Origin of the sequence: Caballeronia sp. dw_19 (genome assembly GCF_018449515.1) — a bacterium.
Taxonomy (GTDB): Bacteria; Pseudomonadota; Gammaproteobacteria; order Burkholderiales; family Burkholderiaceae; genus Caballeronia.
The window spans coordinates 65,609-88,999 of the sequence record NZ_JAAVUQ010000010.1; the positions used below are offsets into that span (position 1 = coordinate 65,609).

The 23,391-nt window shown below is 60.1% G+C and carries 21 protein-coding genes and 1 riboswitch; of the genes, 5 read left to right on the top strand and 16 right to left on the bottom strand.

Features of this window, described 5'->3' with window-relative positions; translation table 11 throughout:
- Positions 1-20: 20 nt before the first annotated feature.
- The 9 genes from HB376_RS16070 to HB376_RS16110 form a co-directional block, all read right to left on the bottom strand.
- Entirely contained in the window at positions 21-818 is a 798-nt protein-coding gene (locus HB376_RS16070) for an enoyl-CoA hydratase/isomerase family protein (protein ID WP_213764656.1), read from the bottom strand.
- A gap of 1,332 nt (positions 819-2,150) precedes the next feature.
- Positions 2,151-3,392 (bottom strand): alpha/beta fold hydrolase, encoded by a 1,242-nt coding sequence (locus HB376_RS16075; protein WP_213764657.1) that lies wholly within the window; start codon positions 3,390-3,392, stop codon positions 2,151-2,153.
- A 362-nt stretch (positions 3,393-3,754) separates the two neighbouring features.
- Positions 3,755-4,177, bottom strand: coding sequence for a YchJ family protein (locus tag HB376_RS16080; RefSeq protein ID WP_213764658.1), 423 nt, complete (start codon positions 4,175-4,177; stop codon positions 3,755-3,757).
- On the bottom strand, positions 4,174-4,782 hold the full coding sequence (locus HB376_RS41725; RefSeq protein ID WP_213764659.1) for a glutathione S-transferase N-terminal domain-containing protein: 609 nt from the start codon (positions 4,780-4,782) through the stop codon (positions 4,174-4,176). Before HB376_RS41725 ends, HB376_RS16080 begins: the two co-directional genes overlap by 4 nt.
- Positions 4,783-4,851: 69 nt before the next feature.
- Complete coding sequence (locus HB376_RS16090; RefSeq protein WP_213764660.1) at positions 4,852-5,544, bottom strand: SDR family oxidoreductase; 693 nt, start codon at positions 5,542-5,544, stop codon at positions 4,852-4,854.
- A 21-nt stretch (positions 5,545-5,565) separates the two neighbouring features.
- Positions 5,566-6,759: an acetyl-CoA C-acetyltransferase gene (locus tag HB376_RS16095; protein ID WP_213764661.1), complete on the bottom strand. Its 1,194-nt coding sequence runs from the start codon at positions 6,757-6,759 to the stop codon at positions 5,566-5,568.
- Positions 6,752-7,546 carry a carbonate dehydratase gene (can, locus tag HB376_RS16100; protein ID WP_213764662.1) on the bottom strand — a complete coding sequence of 265 codons (795 nt, stop codon included), beginning with the start codon at positions 7,544-7,546 and terminating at the stop codon, positions 6,752-6,754. The genes HB376_RS16095 and can overlap by 8 nt, the downstream gene beginning before the upstream one ends.
- A gap of 21 nt (positions 7,547-7,567) precedes the next feature.
- A complete protein-coding gene (aceK, locus tag HB376_RS16105) occupies positions 7,568-9,367 on the bottom strand; it encodes a bifunctional isocitrate dehydrogenase kinase/phosphatase (protein ID WP_213764663.1) in 1,800 nt (599 codons plus the stop codon).
- 140 nt (positions 9,368-9,507) lie between these two features.
- Positions 9,508-9,972: a MerR family DNA-binding transcriptional regulator gene (locus HB376_RS16110; protein ID WP_213764664.1), complete on the bottom strand. Its 465-nt coding sequence runs from the start codon at positions 9,970-9,972 to the stop codon at positions 9,508-9,510.
- 110 nt (positions 9,973-10,082) lie between these two features.
- Between HB376_RS16110 and HB376_RS16115 the strand changes: the two genes are divergently transcribed.
- Entirely contained in the window at positions 10,083-11,162 is a 1,080-nt protein-coding gene (locus HB376_RS16115) for an MBL fold metallo-hydrolase (protein WP_213764665.1), read from the top strand.
- A gap of 51 nt (positions 11,163-11,213) precedes the next feature.
- Here HB376_RS16115 and HB376_RS16120 read toward each other — a convergent pair whose 3' ends face one another.
- Positions 11,214-12,800: an ABC transporter substrate-binding protein gene (locus HB376_RS16120; protein ID WP_213764666.1), complete on the bottom strand. Its 1,587-nt coding sequence runs from the start codon at positions 12,798-12,800 to the stop codon at positions 11,214-11,216.
- Positions 12,801-13,047: 247 nt separating this feature from the next.
- Positions 13,048-13,222: riboswitch (yybP-ykoY riboswitch) on the top strand.
- Between the two features lie 139 nt (positions 13,223-13,361).
- Here HB376_RS16120 and HB376_RS16125 point away from each other — a divergent pair.
- On the top strand, positions 13,362-14,372 hold the full coding sequence (locus HB376_RS16125) for a sodium:calcium antiporter (RefSeq protein WP_213764667.1): 1,011 nt from the start codon (positions 13,362-13,364) through the stop codon (positions 14,370-14,372).
- A 143-nt stretch (positions 14,373-14,515) separates the two neighbouring features.
- Here the strand turns inward: HB376_RS16125 and fliT are convergent, their stop codons facing one another.
- From fliT to HB376_RS16140, 3 genes are all read right to left on the bottom strand, one after another.
- A complete protein-coding gene (gene fliT, locus HB376_RS16130) occupies positions 14,516-14,815 on the bottom strand; it encodes a flagellar protein FliT (protein ID WP_213764668.1) in 300 nt (99 codons plus the stop codon).
- Between the two features lie 21 nt (positions 14,816-14,836).
- Entirely contained in the window at positions 14,837-16,417 is a 1,581-nt protein-coding gene (gene fliD, locus HB376_RS16135) for a flagellar filament capping protein FliD (protein ID WP_213764669.1), read from the bottom strand.
- 139 nt (positions 16,418-16,556) lie between these two features.
- Positions 16,557-18,053 carry a flagellin gene (locus HB376_RS16140; protein WP_213764670.1) on the bottom strand — a complete coding sequence of 499 codons (1,497 nt, stop codon included), beginning with the start codon at positions 18,051-18,053 and terminating at the stop codon, positions 16,557-16,559.
- Between the two features lie 248 nt (positions 18,054-18,301).
- Between HB376_RS16140 and HB376_RS16145 the strand changes: the two genes are divergently transcribed.
- Together HB376_RS16145 and rpsU are read left to right on the top strand one after the other, a co-directional pair.
- The gene (locus tag HB376_RS16145) at positions 18,302-19,249 is read left to right on the top strand and encodes an aldo/keto reductase (RefSeq protein ID WP_213764671.1); all 948 of its coding nucleotides are present in this window, start codon (positions 18,302-18,304) and stop codon (positions 19,247-19,249) included.
- A gap of 353 nt (positions 19,250-19,602) precedes the next feature.
- On the top strand, positions 19,603-19,815 hold the full coding sequence (rpsU, locus tag HB376_RS16150; protein ID WP_031357080.1) for a 30S ribosomal protein S21: 213 nt from the start codon (positions 19,603-19,605) through the stop codon (positions 19,813-19,815).
- Between the two features lie 259 nt (positions 19,816-20,074).
- On the opposite strand, the gene HB376_RS16155 is transcribed toward rpsU, so the two are convergent.
- The 3 genes from HB376_RS16155 to HB376_RS16165 form a co-directional block, all read right to left on the bottom strand.
- Positions 20,075-20,434, bottom strand: coding sequence for a hypothetical protein (locus HB376_RS16155; RefSeq protein WP_213764672.1), 360 nt, complete (start codon positions 20,432-20,434; stop codon positions 20,075-20,077).
- A 162-nt stretch (positions 20,435-20,596) separates the two neighbouring features.
- Positions 20,597-21,022, bottom strand: a complete 426-nt coding sequence (locus tag HB376_RS16160) for a hypothetical protein (protein WP_213764673.1) — start codon at positions 21,020-21,022, stop codon at positions 20,597-20,599.
- A 479-nt stretch (positions 21,023-21,501) separates the two neighbouring features.
- A complete protein-coding gene (locus HB376_RS16165; RefSeq protein WP_213764674.1) occupies positions 21,502-22,143 on the bottom strand; it encodes a DNA-3-methyladenine glycosylase I in 642 nt (213 codons plus the stop codon).
- 317 nt (positions 22,144-22,460) lie between these two features.
- Here HB376_RS16165 and HB376_RS16170 point away from each other — a divergent pair, with 317 nt between their 5' ends.
- Positions 22,461-23,363 (top strand): BadF/BadG/BcrA/BcrD ATPase family protein, encoded by a 903-nt coding sequence (locus HB376_RS16170; protein WP_213764675.1) that lies wholly within the window; start codon positions 22,461-22,463, stop codon positions 23,361-23,363.
- Positions 23,364-23,391 lie beyond the last annotated feature (28 nt).

Sequence of the window (23,391 nt, forward strand, 5' to 3'; positions counted from 1 at the left end):
GGCAACGCTCCCGATCACATTCAGGCAAGCCACGACGGCTTGCTCTTTTCCAGAAAACTGCGCACGCCTTCGCGCCCTTCGTCCGAGGCGCGAATTCGTGCGATACGGTCGGCGGTGTCCGAGATCAGCGTTTCATCGATCGCCTTGTCCGCCAGATCGACCACCAGTTGTTTGCACTCGCGCACTGCATTCGGGCTGTTGGCGACGATCGCGGCTGCGACTGCATCGACGGTGGCATCGAGCGCGTCTGCTGCAACGACCTGATGCACGAGGCCGATGCGCAGTGCTTCGGCGGCATCGAAACGTTCGGCGGTCACGAAGTATCGGTGCGATGCGCGCGCGCCGATTGCCCGGATCACGTAGGGCGCGATGGTGGCGGGCATCAGCCCGAGCTTCGCCTCCGACAAACAGAAGTGCGCTGATTCTGCGCTGATTGCTATATCGGCGACGGCTACAAGGCCCATGCCGCCTGCGTACGCGTCGCCCTGGACCTGCGCGATCACGGGTTTGTTGCAGGTGTAGAGGGTGTTGAGCATGGTGGCGAGGCCGAGTGCATCGGCGCGATTTTCTGCGTCCGAGTACGCCGCCATGCGTTTCATCCAGTTGAGGTCGGCGCCTGCGCAGAATGCGGGGCCGTTCGCGGCGAGGATGATGACGCGGATGGCGGAGTCGTCGGCGAGCGCGCGGAAAGCGGCGGTCAATTCGACGATGGTGGCTTCGTCGAAGGCGTTGCGGACGTCGGGGCGATCGAGCGTGACGCGTGCGACGTAGCCGTCGACGGTGACTTTCAGGCGCTGCAGGTTCATTGCATCGGTCATTGGGGTTTCTCGATGTACGCGACACGGTGTTTCGCTGAGCACCAATTATCTCTAAATTTGTCGCGGGATTCGATTTTAGGAGCCCATGGTGCCTCCGGCGGGCGTGGGACGCGTTGGGCTATTGCGTGGCGATGCGGCTAACTTCGCTTATCGTGGAGGGTCTTGGTCGGGTTTAGGGGCTATTTCGCCTATTTTCCGTTCGCACTCGGGCGGGGGATGGGGTGGGGGATGGTTGGTTATTCGTGGTTTCGGCGTGGCGGTCGGGGTTGATGCTAGGTTTGGGGGTTGGTGGTCGGTGGCGGTGCTGGGTTGGTCGGTTCTGGGGTTAGTGGTCGGGGGGGTGGTGCTTTCGGCGTTAGTGGTCGGAGTCAATGCCGGGTTGGTGCTTTCGGCGTTAGTGGTCTGCGAGAGTCGGATTTTCTCTTTATCACTATTAGCCACTGTGCGTGGCGGCACGTCATTTCTTTGTCCAAAGCGACAAAGAAACGAAGCAAAGAAAACGCTTTAACCGCTCTACCCTAAGTGTCCACAGCGTGCAGTTTCTATTCATGGGTGCCCCAAAAGCACGGTGCTCGCCAGAGCGAAGGATGTTTGAACCCCTCCTTCTCGCGAATCCTGACACGAACACGCTTCGCCCCGTACGCTCTCGGGCAAGCACAATTGCCAATGAACCCGCACGGCCTTACAGATATTTACGGCTGCGGCTTTTTGACAGGTTAGCTACCTGGTCTGTGCGACCGTATTCATTTGGCTAGAGCTTCATGCGTGTTTGTGTTTACTGCTTCAGTTTTTGTGAATTGGCTGCGCGTTCTGTACAGCTATCTTCGTCGGTTACGGCCGCCCGCATCTTCGCGACCTCGTTTCCAGCAGGGTTGGCGACGTGGTTCGAGGCGCGTACATATTTGGAGGGAGGTTATCCGCGGATAGCGCGGGGTGTCCCTTGGGCAGGTTCAATCACTGGTGGCGAAGCGTGTGGGTATCCGTGTTCGGAGAAAGAGGGGTTCACACATCCTTCGCTCTGGCGAGCACCGTGCTTTTGGGGCACCTATGAATGAAAACTGCACGCTGTGGACACTTAGGGTAGCGTGGTTGAAAGCGTTTTCTTTGCTTCGTTTCTTTGTCGCTTTGGACAAAGAAATGACGTGCCGCCACGCACAGTGGCTAATAGTGATAAAGAGAAAATCCAACTCTTGCAGACCACTAACGCGGAAAGCAGCAACCCGGCATTGACTCCGACCACTAACGCCGGAACCTAGCACCGCCCCAGCACTAACCCCACCCGACCACCCTCAAAACCCCAGCCACCAGCCTTTGGCTGGACTCAAAGGCGCCTCATCGCGAGGCTGTCTGCGTCTGCGCAACATTCCGATCCTTCCACACCACGGCGTTATTAACGGCATACAACCGGCATGGATCGCTGCTCTGCTTCTGGCACCCGTTCAATGCCACCGCCATCGGGTCGTCACCCCCTTCCGCCCACGACCACGCACCCGAATCCGACACCGCGAACGCGCGGCTCGAATACTGATGCAGAAAGTTCTGGTAACCCTCACGGCCCCGCTCATCAAGGAACGGCACCGCAGTCACCGCATCGACAGTCGCATAACCCGTCGGCGATGGCTCCCGCGGATCCGAAACCTGATATTGCCGATCCGTCGGCATACCGACATCCTCAAGGAACGCCTTCACGCGCGGCCACCAGATCGCGACACCATCACGATCCCCAACCAGCCGATGCGCATCGTTCTTATACGCGCCGAAATCGACCATGTCGGCCCTTGCACCATGCGCGCTATACGACGCAAACATTTCATCAGGCAAGTCGCCCTGCCACACGGAGTCGTTGCTCCCATACATCCACAACGACGGCAACTTCACATGCTCACCGTATTCACCAAACGCGCTGGTCAGGTTTTTCTGCCAGCCAGGACACTCGTCCTGACGCAGACCACCAGAGAAATTGATGAGACCCCGCACGCCTTTTTCCTCAAGCGCATCGCGCGCGCCATACGCCATGGTCACCAGCCCGCCATGCGAAGCGCCCGCCACCACCACGTGCTGGCTGTCGACAAACGGTTGCTTGTCCATGTAAGCCACCGTGGCCGCCACGTCGCGCGCCTGCGTGAAACCATTGGCTTCGACATCACAACCGTTGCCGGTATATTCGCCGCCCGATTCCGCAAAGCCACGGCGATTCGGCACGACAACCACATAACCATGGCGCACGAATTCACGCGCAAGCGCAATCGGACGCGCGCGCGGCTGCTCATGCGCATTGCCAGGGAGCTTGCCGTGATTGAAGACGACCATCGGGAACGGACCCGGGCCGTCAGGTTTGAAGATGGTGGTTTCAAGCGAGACGTCGCCTGAAGGTACTTCGATGACGGACTCGTTGAGGTTCGCGTCGACAACGGGAAGCGATGGGTCGAACGATGGCGGCGCCGTGCCGAAGGCGGGTGCCTCGAGGTTCGCGTACTGCTGCGCGCCCGGGAACGGCTCTGCAAGCGCCGAGGCGGACACCGCCGCGAGCGCACACACCACGACACAGCCTGACAACACTTGCCTAAATGCCATCCCCGAAACCCCATCCGCTTCTCGACCCGGCTGATTTCCCAAAGCACGAGCCAGCTTATTGTCACAATCCATCGATCCGGACGTTTGTACTGTCAATCAGTATCGCTGGTCGGATCGTCAAGTCATGTCCCGAATAGACAAGACAATGGGCTTCAATACGCAACACCGGCGCGCTGACAGATATTTGGCTTATGAAACAGCAACTTAATATCATTCTCCAGCGACTGGCGAAAAGCTAGAGTACCCGGACAAAATGAATAGGCGCAATTAGAAAGTACCCGCGCGGCACGCTAATTTTTAGGCGAAAGCAGACGTTAAGGAAATTATTGCCGCGATGCAGCGAAATTTGTCGCTACGGCGTTCTAATCGCGAAGATCACCGTCGACATAACGCCACAACCCGGCAGCATCGTGTTCGAACCGGCTCGTCTCATGCAGCCGGAACGCCCGGCCGCCCAGCTTGTAGCGCGCGACAAATTCGACCTCGGCGTGATCTGCGTCAACGGGCGTGTGGCGTTTTATCTGCAAGCCGAGCCAGCGGGTGGCGGGATCGGCGGAGGTTTCCAGGTCACGGGGGCAGGTTTTCTCGGCCCACGTCGCGCGCAAATACGCCGTGTTGCCAAGCACGTAGGCGCTGTAGCGCGAACGCATCAGTTCCATGGCGTTGCCCGCCGGCGCGCCGCCTTCCATGAACCGCCCGCAGCAATCCGCGTAGCGAGGCGGGCGTTTCGCATTGCTCGACCCCGGCGACGCGCCGCCACAAGGGCATTCCACTACTTGTGTCATACGTCGACACCGGGCATTTCGATGTGCCGCGGCTGCGCCTTCACGCGCGCAAGCCATGCACGAATGGCCGGATACCGGCCGAGGTCGAGGTTGGCTTCATCGGCTACATGGGTGTACGCATACAGCGCAATGTCCGCGATGGTGTATTGCTCATCGACGAAATACGTCCGCGTCGCGAGATGCGTCTCCATCACGTCGAGCGCACGATACGAGCCAGCGGTTTTCTCGGGCAGGCGAGGATCGTCAGGATGTTTGACGAACTGAAGGATGAAGCGCGCAACCGCGATGTTGGGTTCGTGGCTGTACTGCTCGAAGAACATCCATTGCAGGACGCGCGCCCGCGAGAGACGGTCCGTGGGCAGCAACGGCGTGCCTTCAGCGAGGTAATACAGGATCGCGTCCGATTCGAACAGGCACGTGTGCTCATCGATCTGCAGCACTGGAACCTTGCCGTTCGGATTCAGCTGACGAAACGCTTCGGTGCGCGTGGCGCCGTTCATCATGTCGACTTCATGCCAGACATACGGCCTGCTCAGTTGTTCGAGCGCAAGCCGGACCTTGTAGCAATTCCCCGATGACGCCACACCATGTACTTGATACGCCACTTCATGTCCTTTTCGGTTGACGAACGGTTGATTGAGCGTTTGATTGAAACGCTAACTTCGGATGCCTTACTAATATACGGCGTTCACCACGAGAGCGGCGTACCAGTCGTACTGGACGAACGAGCCGTTGAATTTTTTAGGGTTCGCCGCAGCCGCTGCAATCACCGCGCGCATTCCGGAGATGCTGTGCGCCGGTTCGATCGCCGCCGACGCGCCGCCCATCCCGGTGCGCACCCATCCCGGATGCAACGCGATGCAAGTCGAGCCGCGCGCTTCCAGCGATGTCGCCTTCAACGCCGCATTCACTGCCGCCTTGCTCACGCGATACAGCCATCCCGCCGTCCCGTTCATCTCCGCGATACCGCCCATCTTGCTCGACAATACCGCGAGCACGCCATGCGCGGCGTCGGTGAGCGGCAGGAGAGTGGGCAGAAGTTGCATCGGACCGCGGACGTTGGTGTGCATGACCTGATCGAAATCCTCCGGCAGCACGGTTTCCACGTGTTCAGTTCGCGGACCATAGACGCCCGACACGATGATCGCGACATCGAGTTTCTCGCCATCGAGTTGCCAGCCAAGCGCGGCGATCTGCTCAGGTTGAGTTGTATCGAGCGAGAAGGTTTTTGCGCCCATGGCGTCGAGTGCTTTCAGCGACGCGGCATCGCGAGCGGTGGCGAGCACGCGCCAGCCATCGCGGCAATATCCTCGCGCGAATTCGTGGCCGAGTCCGCGCGATGCACCCACGATCAATACGGTTTTCATGACGTTCTCCTGCACGATGCTCTAAACCAGTTCGATACCCATCGCCGTCGCTTCCCCGCCGCCGATGCACAAGCTCGCCACGCCGCGTTTCAATCCGCGCTGACGCAATGCGCCGATCAGCGTAACGAGAATCCGCGCGCCCGATGCGCCGATCGGATGTCCCAACGCGCAAGCGCCGCCGTTGACGTTGACCTTGTCGTGGGGCAGGTCGTGTTCCCGCATGGCAGCCATCGCGACGACGGCAAACGCTTCGTTGATCTCGAAGAGATCGACTTCGTTCGCGCGCCAGCCGTTTTTATCCAGCAGCTTGCGGATCGCACCAACAGGCGCAGTCGTGAACAACGCCGGTTCCTGCGCGAAAGTGCTGTGTCCGACGACCCGCGCGAGCGGCGTGACGCCGAGCCGTTTCGCCGTCGATGCCCGCATCATCACGAGTGCGGCGGCGCCATCGGAAATAGACGATGCATTGGCAGCCGTCACCGTGCCGTCTTTCGCGAACGCGGGTTTGAGCGTCGCAATCTTGTCGATATTCGCCTTGAACGGCTGCTCATCGTGATCGATGACGGTATCGCCCTTGCGTCCTGCAACGGTGACGGGCGCGATTTCCCAATCGAATGAACCGTCTTCGTTGGCCCGCTTCGCGCGACGCAGCGACTCCACCGCAAACGCGTCCTGCGCTTCCCGCGAAAATTTATATGACCCGGCGCATTGTTCCGCGAACGCGCCCATCAGCTGGCCCTTTTCGTACGCGTCTTCAAGGCCATCGAGGAACATGTGATCGAGCACCTGGCCGTGACCCATGCGCATGCCGCCGCGCGCCTTGGGCAACAAATACGGCGCATTGGTCATGCTCTCCATGCCACCCGCGACAATCACGTCCGCCGAGCCGGCCAGCAGCATGTCGTGCGCGAACATGGCGGCGCGCATGCCCGAGCCGCACATCTTGTTGACCGTGGTGCTGCCGACGGACAGCGGCAGGCCTGCGCCGAGCGCGGCTTGCCGCGCAGGCGCCTGACCGAGTCCGGCGGGCAGCACGCAACCCATCACGGCTTCATCGATCTGCTCAGGCTTCAGCCCGGCGCGCTCAACCGCGGCGCGGATGGCCACCGAGCCGAGTTGCGGCGCTGTCACCGTGGCGAAGTCCCCTTGAAAAGCGGCCATCGGCGTACGGACAGCCGACACGATCACCACGGGATCATCTACGAAATCAGTCATGTTTCAGCTCCTTGATCACACCTTTTACAATAGCCGGGACATCGCCGAGACGGGCGGCATCGGAGGCGAGCACATCGTTCTCCGATGAATGCGCCCCACCGCGCGCCAGCGCCGCGATGCATCGCTGGTAGGTCGGTTCGACTTCCTCCGACCCGCCGATCATCATGCCCATGTTGCGCACACGGCCGTCATGCACGCCGTAGGTCCAGCCGTGTACGGTGATCTCCTGACCACGCGCCCACGCATCGCGCAGGATGGTCGTATGACACACGTTCACCGTCTGTTCGATGGTATTCAGCTCCACCAGCCGGCGATTGCGCGCGACGCCCATCGGCCATTCTTCCAGCAGCGCGGAGTGTTTGTCGCGCACGTCTTCCACGTGACGCAGCCAGTTATCGGCCAGGCCGACGCGCCGGCTCACGAGCGCCGCGCCTACGCCGGAACAGCCGTAGTGCCCGACCACCATGATGTGCTTGACTTTCAGCAGGTCGACCGCGAACTGGATCACGGACAGGCAGTTGAGGTCCGAGTGAACGACCACGTTCGCGATGTTCCTGTGCACGAACACCTCGCCCGGCGGCAAGCCGATGATCTGGTTGGCCGGCACGCGCGAGTCCGAGCAGCCGATCCACAGATATTCGGGCGCTTGCTGGTGCGCGAGGCGAGAGAAGTATTCGGCGTCTTCCGAAAGCTTGCGATCGACCCACTTCAGGTTGTTATCGAACAGGTGCGAGAGTGGGTTGTTGTCCTGGCTTTCAGGTACGTCGGTGTCGTTGATGTTGGGCATGGCATTCAGTGCGGATAGGTTTCATGCGGCGCGTGCTGCGGGTGCGCCGTCCAGAAAACGCTCGGGATAACGAACGCAAAAACGGACGCTGCGTTCATACGGGAAGAAGTCGGCGAGTTCGCCGTTAAGGATCTGTTCCTTATGCTTTTGCCAGAGAGCGGGGTCGAAGAAATCGGCGTGATGTTTCATGAACACGTCGCGCACGCGCGGGTCGCCGAGCAGGAATGTGTCGTAGGTTTCGGGGAAGATGTCATGCGGCCCGATGGTGTACCAGGGCTCGCCCGACATCTCGTCTTCCTCATTGCGCGCTTGGGGCACGTGGCGCACGTTGCAGTCGGTCAGGTACTCAATTTCGTCGTAGTCGTAGAACACCACGCGGCCGTGGCGCGTGACGCCGAAATTCTTGTAGAGCATGTCGCCGGGGAAGATGTTCGCCTGGATCAGTTCCTTGATCGCGTCGCCATATTCCTTGATGCCGTGCTCGATTTCCGACAGCGTGCCGTTCTGCAAATACAGGTTCAACGGCGTCATGCGGCGCTCGATGTACAGATGCCTGATCACGAGGTTATCGCCTTCGTATTCGATCATTGAAGGGATCTCTTTGGTGAGTTCTTTCAGCAGCGCATCGTCGAGGCGCGATAGCGGTAATGCGACGCTGGAATATTCGAGCGTATCGGCCATGCGTCCAAGGCGATCATGGCGTTTGACGAGCTGATATTTGTCCTGGATCTTCTTGCGCGTGGTTTCCTTCGGCGGTGGGAAGGTGTCCTTGATCAGCTTGAACACATACGGAAACGACGGCAGCGTGAACACCAGCATCACGAGTCCCTTGATGCCCGGCGCGATGACGAATTTATCGCTGGAATGGGAGAGGTGATGCAGCAAGTCTCGATAAAACAGGTTTTTGCCCTGCTTTTGCAATCCCACCGACGTATAGATTTCCGCCTTCGGTTTGCCCGGCATGATCGAGCGCAGGAACTGCACATACGCCGACGGCACTTCCATATCCACCAGGAAGTACGAATGCGAGAAGCTGAAGATGATCAGCAATTGTTCGCGCTGCAGCAGGACCGTATCGAGCGCGAGCAGGCCGGGTAATGCGTGACGCACGGGCACGGCGAAAGGCACCACGAGATCACCGTTGATGATCCGGCCCACTATGTACGCCGCCTTGTTGCGAAAGAACAGCGACGACAGCACGTGAATCTGGAAATTAGGCGCAGCCTTGAACTCGCCGAACGCTTCGGTAATGGCTTGCATCAGGCATTGAACGTCGCGCTGCAAATCCTCGAACGGCGGCTCGAGCTGGAAGTTCGTCACGATCCGCTCGAGTGTCGCGGCGAGCCCGTCTTTACTCGGGTAATACGCGCGATAGGTCGGCTTGGCCGCGAGTTCGTCGTTCTCGATGTACTCCGTCGAAATAGCCGGCCGCACGAAAATAAAGTCGTTGTTGAAATACGAGCGATGCAGGATCTTGCAGCACACCGAATTGAAGAACGTTTCCGCGCACTCGGGCTGCCGGTGCGAGGTCAGCAAGCCGATGTAATGCAACTTGATCTGCTGCCAGATTTCATCGTCTATGTGCTCGGCGTCGTACTCGTCTTCCAGACGCATCACGCACTCTTCCACCCGATCGTCGTACGACGTGATGCGCTCACGCGCGAGCCGCTGCAGCGCGTGCCAGTCGCCGGCCTCGAATAGCCCCTTCGCCGCGATGGCCGCATCGCGAAACACGCGATAGTGACGGTCGAAGCCTTCGAGCAGCGTTTCCGCGACATCGAAGCCAATCTGCGACGACAGTAACTTGGGAAAGTGATTCATATCGACCCTGCACTTCGTGTGGTGTCGCGTGACGTGGTGACGTTTTCTATAAGTGTCAGACCGGGCTTTGAATCCGGCCGACATTGTATCGCCGGACGTTTTTGGTTCCTGGGCGGCGGCCGCTTTTGACCGTTACGAGCTCACGGCACCTTCGCGCTTTTCTTCCCGCTTGTATCCGCGGATTCAGTCGCAATTCCCGCCTTGCGCGTGCGTTTTTCAGCGTTCGCAGAAAGCAGTGCACGCCCTTGCGCTTCGTACGCGGCGAGCTCGGCGAGCGTTGCGTTCAGGTCGTCCAGTTGCCGCTCCAAAACTGCACGATGCGCCGCGATGGTGTCGAGAAACGCATGCAACTGGGTGTCTGTCCCGGTCGGTGAATCGTAGAGATCGAGCAGCCTCCTCACCTCCAGCAACGTGAACCCAAGCCGCTTGCCGCGCAGCGTCAGCTTGAGCCGTGTGCGCTCGCGCGCCGAATATACGCGGCGCATGCCATTCGTTCCTTCGCGCGCCGGCGTGAGCAACCCGTGGTTCTCATAGAACCGGATCGCGCGCGGCGTGATCTCGAATTCGCGTGCCAGTTCGGTGATGGTGTAGCGCGTGTCTGTCATTGAAATTACAAGGTTCCCAGCGCTTTTTTGAAGTCGACGTTAAAATGCAGGTTAACGTTAGCGTCAACTTGGCGGCAATGCAACCACTGACAACCCGGAGAGCCGACCGCATGAACCCGCTCGAACAGCAACTCGATTACGTTTTCGCAGACCGTCTTCCTGAGAGCGGCCACGCGATGGAAGTCACGCCCGGCGTGTTCTGGGTGCGCATGCCGTTGCCGTTTGCGCTCGATCACATCAATCTATGGGTTATGCGTGACGAGATCGACGGCGTGGCGGGCTGGACCGTTATCGATTGCGGCATTTCAGACGAAACGATCCGGACGAACTGGGAACACACCTTCGACACGCTGCTTGACGGCCTGCCGATGCTGCGCGTGCTCGTTACGCATTGCCATCCGGACCACCTCGGTCTTGCAGACTGGATCTGCAATGGCGGCGACAAGAGACGATGGGACCCGGTCAGGCTCTGGATGTCGCTTGGCGAGTACGCCATGGGCCGCGTGATGTCGGCCGGCGATGGCTCCGACGCGGGCGGCGAGCGCGCGGCACGGCACTTCTCCCGGCATGGAATGACGGACCCGGCGTCGCTCGAAGCGCTGCGTAAGCGCGATACGTATTACCCGAAGCTCGTGCCATCTATTCCGCCGGTTTATCGTCGGCTGCGTGATGGTGACACGCTGAAGATTGGCGGCCGTGAGTGGGAAGTGGTGACAGGGTTCGGTCATTCCCCTGAACATTGCGCGTTCTTCTGCGCGGAAACGAAGGTGCTGATTTCCGGCGACATGGTGCTGCCGCGCATCTCGACTAACGTCTCGGTGTTTGCTATTGAACCGGAGGGCAATCCGCTCGCGCTGTTCCTGGGTTCACTGGGCCGCTACGAATCTCTTCCCGCCGATACCCTCGTACTCCCTTCGCATGGCAAGCCGTTTCGCGGCATGCATACGCGCATCGGGCAGCTTCGGGATCATCACGCGGCGCGGCTGCAGGAAGTGCGCGAGGCCTGCGCGATCAAACCGCAAAGCGCCGCTGACATTGTGCCGCTCATGTTCAAGCGTCCGCTCGATGTACACCAGATGACATTCGCACTCGGCGAAGCGCTGGCGCATTTGCATTTGCTCTGGCTTGCGGGCGAACTCGTTCGTCATACCCATGATGAAGACGGCGTGATCCGTTTCTCGCCCAAGTAAAAAAAGCCGGGCGTTTGCGCGCCCGGCTTCTTCAGTGAATCAAGGCAACGACTATTGAACCACGACGGTAGCGAAGTTCTGCCGTCCGAACGGACTCACTCGATATCCGCTGACATTGCCGCGCGTGATTGCCGACGCGGTCGGATAGCCAAGCGGAATCCACAGCGCCTGGTCATGGATAATCTGTTGCGCTTCGGTATAAGCCTTGGTCCGCTTGCCTATATCTGCGGTCGCCTTGCCTTCATCGATTAACCGGTCCAGCGTTGGATCGCAGAAGCGCGCGAAGTTGATGCCCGAGCGCACTGCGGCGCAGCTAAATAGCGGCGATAGATAGTTATCCGGATCACCGTTGTCGCCGGCCCAGCCCATGAACAACATGTCGTGCTGACCCTGCTTCGCTTCCTTGATCAGCTCACCCCATTCGATTATTTTCACCTGCGCCTTCACGCCGATCTTCGCCAGATCCGCCTGCAGCAACTCGGCGCCCACCTTCGGATTCGGGTTCAGCACGCTGCCGTTCGGACGCACCCAGATTGTCGTGTCGAAGCCATTCGGGAAGCCTGCGTCGGCGAGCAGCTTCTTCGCGCGATCGACTGAATACGGATACGGCGTGATCTGCTTGTCATAGCTCCACGTATTCGGCGGGTATGGATTCACAGCGGGCGTGGCCGTGTTTTCGAAGACGGTCTTCAGGTACGTCGTACGATCAAAGGCGATGTTCAACGCCTGACGCACCTTGGGGTTATCGAGCGGCTTTTTCTGCGTGTTCAATGCGACGAACGCCGTCATGAACGCCGGCGTCTCGACCACTTTCAATGAACTGTCCTTCTGCGCGTCGAGCACGTCCTGCGGCTTCGGCGACAACGCGATCTGGCATTCACCGGCCTTGATTTTCTGCGCGCGCACGGACGCGTCGGGCGTGATGGCGTAGATCAGCCGGTCCACTTTAGGCTTCGCTCCCCAGTACGTCGGGTTGACGTCGTAACGGATCACGGCGTCTTTCGTGTAGCTCTTCAGCACGAACGGACCGGTGCCGATCGGCTTCGCGTTCAGGTCGGTTTCGTGGCCGGCCTTGAGCAACTGGCTGGCGTATTCGGCCGAATAGATCGATGCAAAGCCCATGGTGAGGATGGGCACGAAGGTCGCGTTCGGCGTGTTGAGCTCGAACTTGACCGTGTTGTCATCGACTTTGGAGACGGACTTGATCAGCTTGACCAGGCCCATGGATTGCGCGTGCGGGAAGCCGCTCGCACCCGCCACCTTGTGCCACGGATTGCTGTCGGAGAGCATGCGGTCGAACGAGAACACCACGTCGTCGGCGCTCAGTTTTCTCGACGGCGTGAAGTAGTCCGTAGTCTGGAACGCCACGTTCGGCCGCAGATGAAACGTGTAGGTCAGGCCGTCGGGACTCACGTCCCATTTCTCGGCGAGCGCGGGCGTGACCTTTTTCGCGACTTCATCGTAGGAGACTAGCGTGTTGAAGATCACATCCGCCGATGCGTTGGTCGTCACCAGCGAATTGAATTGCACGACGTCGAAGCCATCCGGGCTCGACTCGGTGCACACAGTGAGCGGTTTCGCGATCGCGAGCACCGGCGCGATGGCCAGTACAGCGGCTGCGAGCATTCTGAAGCGCATGGGATCTCCCGTTACGAACGTGGTCGTCAGTGTTAGTTAGTCAGTCAGACGTTTCTTGTTTGGCAGTTGCAGCTTATTGTACGGTGGGCTTCGTCGGACGCGCCCGTGCAACGAATGGGCCTGCGGGGCCGTAGCTTACTGAACCGTTATTTCCGCTACAACGACCGATTCGGGATATGCATATGGGCCTGTGACAGTTTTTTGAACATCCCGGCGGCCGGTTGCCTAATCCACCGACGCACGCTAAACTCGTGGCCGTCTTTGGGGAGTAGCCTTCCTTCCGCAATGGGAGGAGGACGCGTCAACATACTCGGCTTGTTAGCCGTGGCGCGTTCGACCGGTCAGGTTTGGCGAGACCATGGGTGCATCTTGTCGTTCACGGTCGGACGGCGCGGGATTGCACCCTGGTTCGCTGACGTCCGACCGTGAAATCATCGTGTCTCCAAAACAAAAACACCCTACATCCGCCCCAGGCCATATCTCGAGTTCGCCGGTTTCTCCGCCGTTGTTCTGCCACTCCCATTGCGTCACCTGCTCGCCGGCTTCATCGCGAGGTGCCGCATGACGCTGCTTTTCCTGCAACTCGCGCTGATGCTCGTGGTGATCCTGGCGGCATCGGAACTCTTCACCAACGCGCTCGAACATCTCGGCGAAAAGCTCGGCATCTCCGAAGGGGTCACCGGTTCGCTGTTCGCGGCTATCGGCACGGCGCTGCCGGAAACCACCGTGCCAATCATCGCGTTGATGGGCGGCACGGCCAGCCGCGCGGTGAACGAGGAGATCGGCGTGGGCGCGATCCTAGGCGCGCCATTGATGCTGGCGACCTTGTCGACGTGCCTGATGGCCGTCGCCGTGCTCAAGACGCGGGGCCTCAAGGGGATCGTCGCGCCCGAACATAGCGGCTTCACCCGCGATCTCAACTTTTTCCTCTGTGCTTTCCTGATCGCGGCGGCCGCCATGTTCGTGCCGCATCACGCATGGCAAGTGCGCGCGCTGTTTGCCGCGGGACTGGTCGGCGTGTATGTCACGTATGTGGTGACGACGTTCCGTGCGTCCGCCAGTCTTGTCGAAAAGGGCCACGGCACCGAGGCGCCCGAGCGGCTGCTGATCTCGCGCTTCGGGTTGCCCACCTCGCTTGCGAGCATCGTCTTGCAGATGATTCTGGGCGTGGTGTTGCTGGTTGGCGGTGCGAAAGGTTTTATCGCCGGCGTGGAAGGGGTCTCGCGGGTGCTGGGGATATCGGCGTTGCTGCTCTCGCTGATCATCATTCCGATCGCAACCGAACTGCCCGAGAAGGTCAACAGCATCATCTGGGCGCGGCGCGGCAAGGATACGCTGGCGTTCGGCAACATCACCGGCGCAATGGTGTTCCAGGGGACGCTGCTGCCGGGTATCGGCATCATGCTGACGCCGTGGGAGCCGCGCGTGGAGGTGATGACGGGCGTTTTTATCACGCTCGCGGCGGCTGCGTGGCTGCGTTTCAACGCGAAGAAGGGCGGGGTCGTACTGTGGGCGCTGCTGGTGAACGGCGGGCTTTATGCGCTGTATCTGGCGCTGACGCTGGGGCGCTAGCCCATAAGAAAACACCCCGGAAGCACGCAGGCGCCCGGGGTGTTGAAGTGGCCAAAAGCGCTAAGCGCGTGGTTTTTATTGTTGTCTTTTCAGAGTCAGAGGAAGGTTAAGGCGGCGTACCGGCCTCGGCCTTCCTCTCCCCATCAGAACCTGGCGGCCTGGTGATACTTGCTGGCCGCCTTGACCTTGTTCATCGCCGAACTGTATTCGATCTGCAGTTCCGATTGCGTTGTCTTCGCGTCGGCAGCAATGGCGGCATCGATTGCCTGGATCCGCTTGATCACGTCCATGGCCGTGGCGTCCTGTTCCGGCGTCAATTCCATGAAAAGCGGTGTCCGCTCCTCGGTCAGGCTGGCCGCTTCCTGCCAGTCCGCCATGGCTGCCGCATGCTGGATCGCGAGCGTCAACTCAAGCAGGCGGTCGATCAGACTGTTCTGTTCCATGTCGATTTATCCTTGCCCCAATCAGCTGTTGTTGGCCGATGCCAGCGCACCCGCGCTATCGGCGCCGCCGAACAGTTGCGTCAGGTATTGCGAGTTGTTGTTCATCGTCGCCATCAGCGTATTGAGCGCCGTGAACTGCGCCTGGTACTGGCTGGTGAGCTGCGCCGTGTAGGCGGTCAAGGTGGTTTGCTGCGTCGCGATGCTCGCAAGGTCCGTGTTTACCGCTGCCTGGCTGTTCGAAATCAGGCCGCCCGTGGCCAGAAACGAGTTCAGGCTGGTCGTCATCTGTGCGGCCACGCCGGTCGTCTGATTGAATAGAGCCGCAACCCCGGACGGGTTGCTTTGGAGCGCGGCGGCGAGCTTGGTGGAATCGATCACCAGTGAGCCCGCTGGCTGCGTCGCGGTGGCTTGTCCCTGTAGCGTGATCCCGATCGCTCCCAGCGAGATTGTCGAATTGCCGTTCGGCACGCCGCTGTCGATAATGCCCGCCAGCGTGTTCTGGATGGTCGTAAGCATCGGGTTGGTGGCCAACGCGCCGCCTTGCGTGCTTGCTGCCGCCGAGTTGTCGTTGCCCACCTGGCCGTAGGTGGTGACAAGCGTGTTGTAGAGACTGACGAAGCTGTTGATCGCGGTGGATGCCGACGAAGTGTTTTGTGCCACAGTCAGCGTCTGCGGCGTGCCGGGCGGCGTACCGATTGCGGCAGCGGTCAGGTTCAGCGTGACCCCCTGGAGTGCCGTGGTCACCGTGTTGCTGGAACTGGTTGCTGCTGTCCCGTCGATCGAGAACGCGGCATCTTGTGCGGACGCGGTTTGCGTCCACGCGCCCGCGCTCGTGTTCACCGCCGACGTGAATGTCGATGCAGCCCCGTTGGTGCCGGGCGTGGACGTGACGCCGAGGCTGGATAGGCCGGCATCGCCCGCCACGCCGGTTACTGCAACATTGATCGTGTTCGATGCCCCCGTGGCCGTCGATCGCAGGACCAGATGCGCGCCGTCCGTGCCGGTGACGACCGTGGCCGTGACGCCGGGATTGTTTGCCGAGGAGTTGATGGCGCTGGCAATGCCGCTCACCGTGTTGTCCGTCGACGTGATGGCGACGCTCATCGACTTGCCGCCGACCGAGATATTCATCGTGCCGGTGCCGAGCGCCGTTGTGCTGCCGAACGCGGCCGACGAGAGTGTTTGCGCGCTGGCAATTTGCGTGACCGCGACAGAATAGGAGCCTGCCGACGCGGTGGTGTCAGCGGTTGCCGTCAGTCCGGTACCGTCCGCCGTCGCCGTGAACTGGCCCAGGGCGCTGCCGTTGGATAGCGAAGCAATGCCGGCCTGCAACGCGCCGAGCGCCGCCTGCAACGCGCCGATGGCCGAAAGTTGGGTGTTGTCGTTCGTCTGTTGTGCGGAGAGCGTGCCGGTTTGGCCTGCCACCTTTGCATTGACGAGGCTCGTGACCAGCGACGAGACATCCAGCGACGAATTGCCCGTGGAACCGCTGATGATGGATTGCGCGGCGGCCGCTTCGGCTGCGGCGGACGCTGCGGCGGTGGCGGCTGCTGTGGCCGCAGCCGAGCCGGCCGAGCTGGAGGCGCTGGGAATCGTCGACATTGAGATGCTCCGTACGTCGGTTTTGCTTTCGAGCCTGAATGATAAACGTTTGTAAAACGTGTAGGGGAGGCAGGCCTCCCCGGAAAACGGATTGGGCAGACGCGTCTTGCGACGCGCCTGCCGTTACTACTTAAGGCTATTACTGGAGAAGCTTCAGAACTTGCTGCGGCAACGAGTTAGCTTGTGCCAGCACCGAGATACCGGCTTGTTGCAGCACTTGAGCCTTGCTCAGGTTAGCCGTTTCCTGTGCGAAGTCGGCGTCCGTGATTTGCGACTGAGCACCGGACAAGTCGGTCGACTGCGATTGCTGCGCCGCGGACAGCGACGTGAAACGGTTTTGAGCCGCACCCAGGGTTGCCTGGATGTTGTTGACCGTTTGCAAGGCGTTATCGATCGACTCCATTGCAGCGTTCGCGCCGTTCGTCGTGCTGACGTTGATGTTGGCAACTGTCGGGGGGGCATTATTAGCATTCACTGCCGAGATCCCTGCTGCTGCGGCGCTCGGGTTCGCACCGCCGGAGAAGCCCGCGACACTCGCCAACGCACCACCAGCCTTGAACGACAAAGCGCTGGGCACCAACAAAGTTCCCGCAGTTTGGCCGAACAGAGCTGCGACAGCAGGTGCGCCGAGTGCGGCCCCGTTTTGGTCGGTGAACGAGAAGTTGCCGGTCCCATCGGTCTTGACGGTGATCGATGTGATAGACGCACCGGTGGTGACTGCTGCGCCGTTCGCGTCTAAACTCAGACCGGCAACAGTTCCAAGCGTAAAACCTGCAGTAGCTGCATTGGCCACGCTGTTCGCGGTGTTAATGTCCCCCAGCGCCGTGGTCGCGGCGGTCAGTGCGGTAGTCTGCGTTGTAGTACCCGAAAGGGCGCCTTGCGGGATCAGGGTCAACGACGTGCCGGTACCGGTGGTGCCAGTGAGCGGACCGAACAGAGCGGTGGAAACTGAGCCAGACAGCGTCTGGTTGTTCTGGTCGGTGAACGTGAAGCCGCCCTTACCGTCCGCGAGAACGTTAATCGTCGTGATCGCCGGCGTCGCCCCTGCGGCAGCTGCGGCGCCAGTGCTATCCAGAGACAGACCGGAGAGCGAGCCCAGCGTTGCGCCTGATGCCGGAAGTCCCGTACCGAGTTGCGCTGCGGACACGCCATTGCTCAGATTCAGGCTGATCGTTTGACCAACGTTCGCGCCGATCTGGAAGCTGACATTACCCGCAGAGCCGTCCAGCACGTTCTTGCCGTTGTAGTTCGTTTGCGAAGCCACGCGGCTTACTTCAGCGATCTGCTGCGCCACTTCCTGTTGCAGTGCTGCCTGGTCGCTTGCCGACAGCGAGCCGCTCGATGCCTGCACCGCCAACGTACGAATGGTTTGCAAGCTCGACGTGATCTGCGCCAGACCGCTCGATGCCGTCTGGATCATCGACACGCCGTCGTTCGCGTTCGACACACCTTGATTCAGGCCGTTGATCTGCGTTTGCATGCGGTTCGAGATCGCCAGACCGGCTGCATCGTCTGCCGCGCTGTTGATGCGCTTGCCCGACGACAGACGCGTAATAGCTTGCGACAGTGCGCTTTGCGACGTGTTCAAGTTTTGCTGAGCGACCAGCGAGTTAAGATTGCTATTGATGCTAAGCATTTGGATTTCTCCTGAAAGAACTAAAAGGGCTGTTTTTGGCTACTGCACGGTCCTGTTGCATGGCGGTTCCGAGTGATGTAGCCGGCCGCCTACATGGGTTAGCGGCGCGTGAAAAAAAAACTTGAGGACTTAGGTAAGGATTTGTAGGGGGAATAGCAGTCGGCGCGCAGCCTGCGAGTAAAAGGATTCGCGGGTATTCTTTTTCGATCAGTTATTTCGTGTTTGCCTACAACAACCCGGGAGCAACCATGCAGCACCGCACTATCGGTAAGTCGGAACTCAAAGTCGCGCCGCTTGTTTTCGGCGGAAATGTATTCGGCTGGACCGCTGACGAACGGACGTCGTTCTCCATCCTCGACGCCTTCGTCGACCACGGTCTTAATTTCATCGATACCGCCGACGTCTATTCCGCCTGGGTCGACGGCCACCAGGGCGGCGAGTCGGAGACGATCATCGGCAAGTGGCTCAAGGAAAGCGGCAAGCGCGACAAGATCGTGCTGGCAACCAAGGTCGGCATGCTGAGCACGCGGACGGGGCTATCTGCGGCGAATATCGAGGCTGCCGTCAACGATTCGCTGAAACGCCTGAAGACGGATTACATCGACGTCTACTTTTCCCATCGAGACGACGATAAAACGCCGCTCCTGGACACGCTCGGCGCATATCAAAAGCTGATTACGGCGGGAAAAGTGCGCGTGATTGGTGCGTCGAATTACACCGGCGAAAGGCTGGAAGAGGCGCTGAAGATATCGGCGAAAGAGGGTATTGCGAGTTATCAGGTGCTTCAGCCTGAATACAATCTTTATGATCGCGCCGGCTACGAGAATGACCTGGAACCGGTTATCAAGGCGCACAAGATATCGGTTGTGACGTATTACAGCTTGGCGAGCGGTTTCCTGAGCGGAAAATATCGATCCAAAGCGGATACCGAAAACAGTGCGCGTGGCGCGAAAGTGTCGGGTTACCTGAATGACCGGGGCCTGAGGATTGTTAATGCGCTGGTTAAAGTGTCGGATCGCCATGACACGGAACCGGCGGCAATCGCGCTTGCGTGGCTGATCGCGCGGCCGGACGTAACGGCGCCGATCGCGAGCGCGACATCGGTCAAGCAACTCGAAACCCTTGCCCACGCGACCCGCATTACTTTGACGCCCGAAGACGTCGCACTCCTCGACGAAGCCAGCAATCCGGACTGAAACCGGCAAAAAGCACGCATGATCATGGGGTTGCCACCCCGCAAATGGGTTTTGCGGGGTTGGCGACCGGGCGACGATCTGATAACATCTCGCCCGAATCGAGATTTTTGCCCGATGGCGCAGCTATTTTTAAGCGACGCCGGGCGGCCCGAAGTGCGCTGTTCCGTTTTCAACAGACTGCGCATGCCGTGATCGGCGGTGAAATCCCACCTCTCTCTTTTCCGGCCTCCGTGGCCGCTTTGCTCGTGTCCGCCGTTGTTTGGGTGGACGATCGGAGTGCCGGCGCGCGGCGTTGCCTTAGGTTGACGCTTCGCCGCGCAGTCAGAAAAACGTATCAGCGATTTAGGACATCCATGACCACTATTGTTTTGAAAGAAAACGAGCCGTTCGACGTTGCGATCCGTCGCTTTCGCCGGACCATCGAAAAGAACGGCCTGATCGCCGAACTTCGCGAACGTCAGTCGTACGAAAAGCCGACGACGGCACGCAAGCGCAAGAAGGCGGCAGCAGTCAGCCGTCTGCGTAAGCGTCTGCGCAGCCAGATGCTGCCCAAGAAGCTTCACTAAGTCTTGGCAGGTCGCAGCCTGATTGACCGGCTGCACCAGGCAAAACGGCGATGCCGCCCGCAAGGGTTGCATCGCCGTTTTGCTTGTCTGATTTGATTTGCTGGTTTTAAGTCCTGGGTTTACTTCGGCTCGCGGCTCAGCTTGTTCGGGTCGTCGTGGTGGGACTTCTGTCTTCTACGCCTTGAGCGGATCTTCCTCGCTTTCGCATTTGCTCCGGCTTGGCAGGCCTTCGCGTAAGCCGGCGGGCGTTTATTCGCGCCTAGACAAACGCGTGCCGTTCGCCCACGCGCGCCAGGAGCTGGGGCCATTCGTCCACGTTGAAATCGTCGTGGACTTCCTCCAGTTCAATCAGCAACTCGACGATGTCCGGATCGTAGGCATTGACCTCCGACGCATACAGCGCGCGCAACAATGAGCCGTCCTTCGCGTGCCGGTAGTACGAGATCCCAACGCCTTCGATCTCCGGCTGATACAACTCGTCCGCGATCAGCGAGCCGATAGCGCACTTGCGGCCATTGCCGCTGCGTAGCCGGCACGAACCATTTTCATCTTCTGATACAGCCCGTTGCGTAAGCAGATGGTTGCTCACGCGCTCGTAGATGTCTCTCGCCGTTAACATTGCATTGCTCGTTGCTTTGACTGTTGCGTTGCTCGCCCGCGCGCCTATTTATTCGTTCGATATCGGCGTGGGCGCGGTTCGTTCGCGGGTCAGTGCGAGGGGAATCGTTTCAGCAACGTGACCGCCTCGCGGAGCCCCTGCAAAACCCTGTCCAATTTCCGCTCAGGCTGCCGACTTAAGTCGATCCGCCGACAAGTTGAACTGCCGGGCAATCGATGCAAACCGTTCACGCCATTCCCACTTGCCGAACACGTCGTGTACGTTTTGCAGGCAACTGAGCAGCTCGACGGTCGTCGGGTCGTAGACGTTGATATTCGAGCGCAAGAGCGCGCGCTTCAGCGCAGTCACACCGACATCCATGTATGCCGGCACGGTTTCCGGCCTCTTGCCGACGTAGCGAATGGGCACGCCTTCCATGGCGGTCATGTAATCGCGCGCCTTGATGAAGCTGCCGACGGGACAACCGCCGCAATAACCGCGATATGCACCGCCGCCGCGGGGCAACAACGCTGCCTGGCCTTGGCCAAACAGGTGAAGCACGGCACGGTCGAAGATTTCCTGGTGTGTTAAGAAATTAAGGTTTTTCATTCTGGTTCTCCCCTGCACCGACAACTGCGGTGCTTCGTGGGTGTTCATCAACAGCGTTATCAGTATCGGACGCAGACTTCGTCGCCATAGCGCGGCCGACCACATAAAAACCGCGTCATTTCAGCGGTTTGCCTACTTGGCGGTGATCGTTCGCACGCTCTGAATACGCTTGGTAAGTGGTAAGAAGCGACAGCCGTTTCAGAGTCAACTGGCTCGCCGGAAAAAACCGCTTACAACGTATTTATAGCGGTTCTTTCCGGTAAAAAAGTGGTGCTATGTGCGGTTGGCCGCAATTCTGACATGATGTCTGACTTCTTGCACAGAGGCGGAATCCCGTAAAGGCTTTGTAGTAAAGGCTTCAGAGCGTGATTCACCACGTGGATGCGGCTATCGTCAGGATTTTCCCTGACGAGGCCTTAAACCGCGAAAAATGTTGCGAAAACGCAATGTGCGTATCGGAAAACGGTGGAGCAAATTACCTAATTTGTTTGGCGCTTGGCGGATTCGCGGCTGGGGACGGCTGCGCTGTTGCGGAACCGGCAGAAACAGGCGGCCTCGTGGTCGTTGATCATGCCGGTTGCCTGCATGAACGCGTAGCAGATGGTCGTTCCAACAAACTTGCAGCCATATTTCTTGAGCGCGCGGCTCATGGCGTCGGAGACTTCGTTGGAGGCGGGCCCCTGTGCATAGGTTGCGCGCGGGGTGTCAATGGGCGTATTGCCGACGAACGACCACACGAAATTCGCGAGCGAGCCGTGTTCCGCCTGGATGCGCTGCACCGCGCGAGCGTTAGCGACGGCCGCTGAGATCTTCGCGCGATTGCGGATGATGCGGGCGTCGAGCAGCAACCGGGCTGCGTCGTCTTCGCTGAAGGCGGCCACCCGGTCTATGTCAAAGTTGTGGAACAGCGCCCGATAACCTTCACGCTTGTTCAAAATCGTCAACCATGACAGTCCGGCCTGCGCGCCTTCCAGCACGAGCATTTCGAACAGATGGCGATCGTCGCGGGACGCAACGCCCCATTCCTCGTCGTGATAGCGGGCGAGTGATTCGGTTGTCACCCAGCCGCAACGGTGCGGCTCGGTGTTGTCGTCTGGGCGGTTCTTCTTCGGGTTTGTCATGTCGGGTTCGGAGACTGCGGGGTTGGCGTTCGATCAGCATAGGCGGAAGGGCAGGGGCAGAACAGTCGGCCGATTGGCCTGGTTCTCGGGCGACTTGCCGCGCATGAACGTTTCCCGCGCGGCAAGACCGGTATGCGGCAGCTCGCCGGACGCATAGGTATAACGAACAGCACAACATCCAGTCCCGGTGGCAGTTGACTCATGGAAGAAGGTTGCCCAATGGTTACCCGATACGCGGGTTGTCCCGCGGCGTTTCAGGCCGCATAGCCCGTTCGGCTGAGTGGCGGCGTGCTGGTAGTGCCGTTAAGCTTGCGGACATGACTACTTCAACTTACACACATAAATACCTGATCGGCGTCGACGGCGGCGGCAGCGGTACGCGCGTCGTCCTGGCGGACACGGAAGGCGTCGAACTGGCACGTGCGACGGGCGGGCCGTCAGGCTTGGCGCTCGGCGTCGAGCGTGCGTGGGAGGCTATTGAAGCGGCGTGTTCGCGCGCGTTTGAAGCAGCGGGCCTGCCGTTCGAGTGGAGCGCATGTGCGCTTGGCTGCGGCCTCGCCGGCGTGAATCACGCGGGTTGGCTGGCCCAGTTCCATGCCACCGCGCCGGATGGGTGCGCGCTTGCCGTCGAAAGCGACGCTTTCACTACGTTGCTCGGTGCGCATGGAGGCGAGCCCGGCGTGATCGTGGCGCTGGGAACGGGCAGTATCGCCGCGTCGCTGGATGCCAACGGTCAGTTAGCGATCACGGGTGGTTATGGTTTTCCGAGCGGCGACGAGGCGAGCGGAGCCTGGTTGGGCTTGCGGGCGGTCGTGCATCTGCAGCATGTGCTGGACGGCCGGGCACCCGCCGACGACTGGTCCGCGGCGTTGCTCGCGTGTACGGACGCGACTGATCGGGACAGCCTCGTCGTATGGCTGTGCGCGGCGAATCAAACGGGTTACGCAACGCTGGCGCCAACGGTTTTCGAACATGGAAAACATCCGTTCGCGGCTCGCCTGCTTGAGGAAGCGGGGCATGAGATCGCAAAAATGGTGTCGGCGCTGGACCCGGACCAGTCCCTGCCGGTCGCGTTGTGTGGCGGGTTGGCCGTACCACTGACACCGTTCGTTCCGGACGCGCTGCGCAGCCGCTTGCGTCTGCCACTCGCGGACTCTGCTGCAGGCGCTCTGCAACTGGCGCGCCACGCCGCGAGCCGAAAATCGGCCCATGAGGGCTAAAATGCGAGGTTCCTAACGGCTTAAAGGA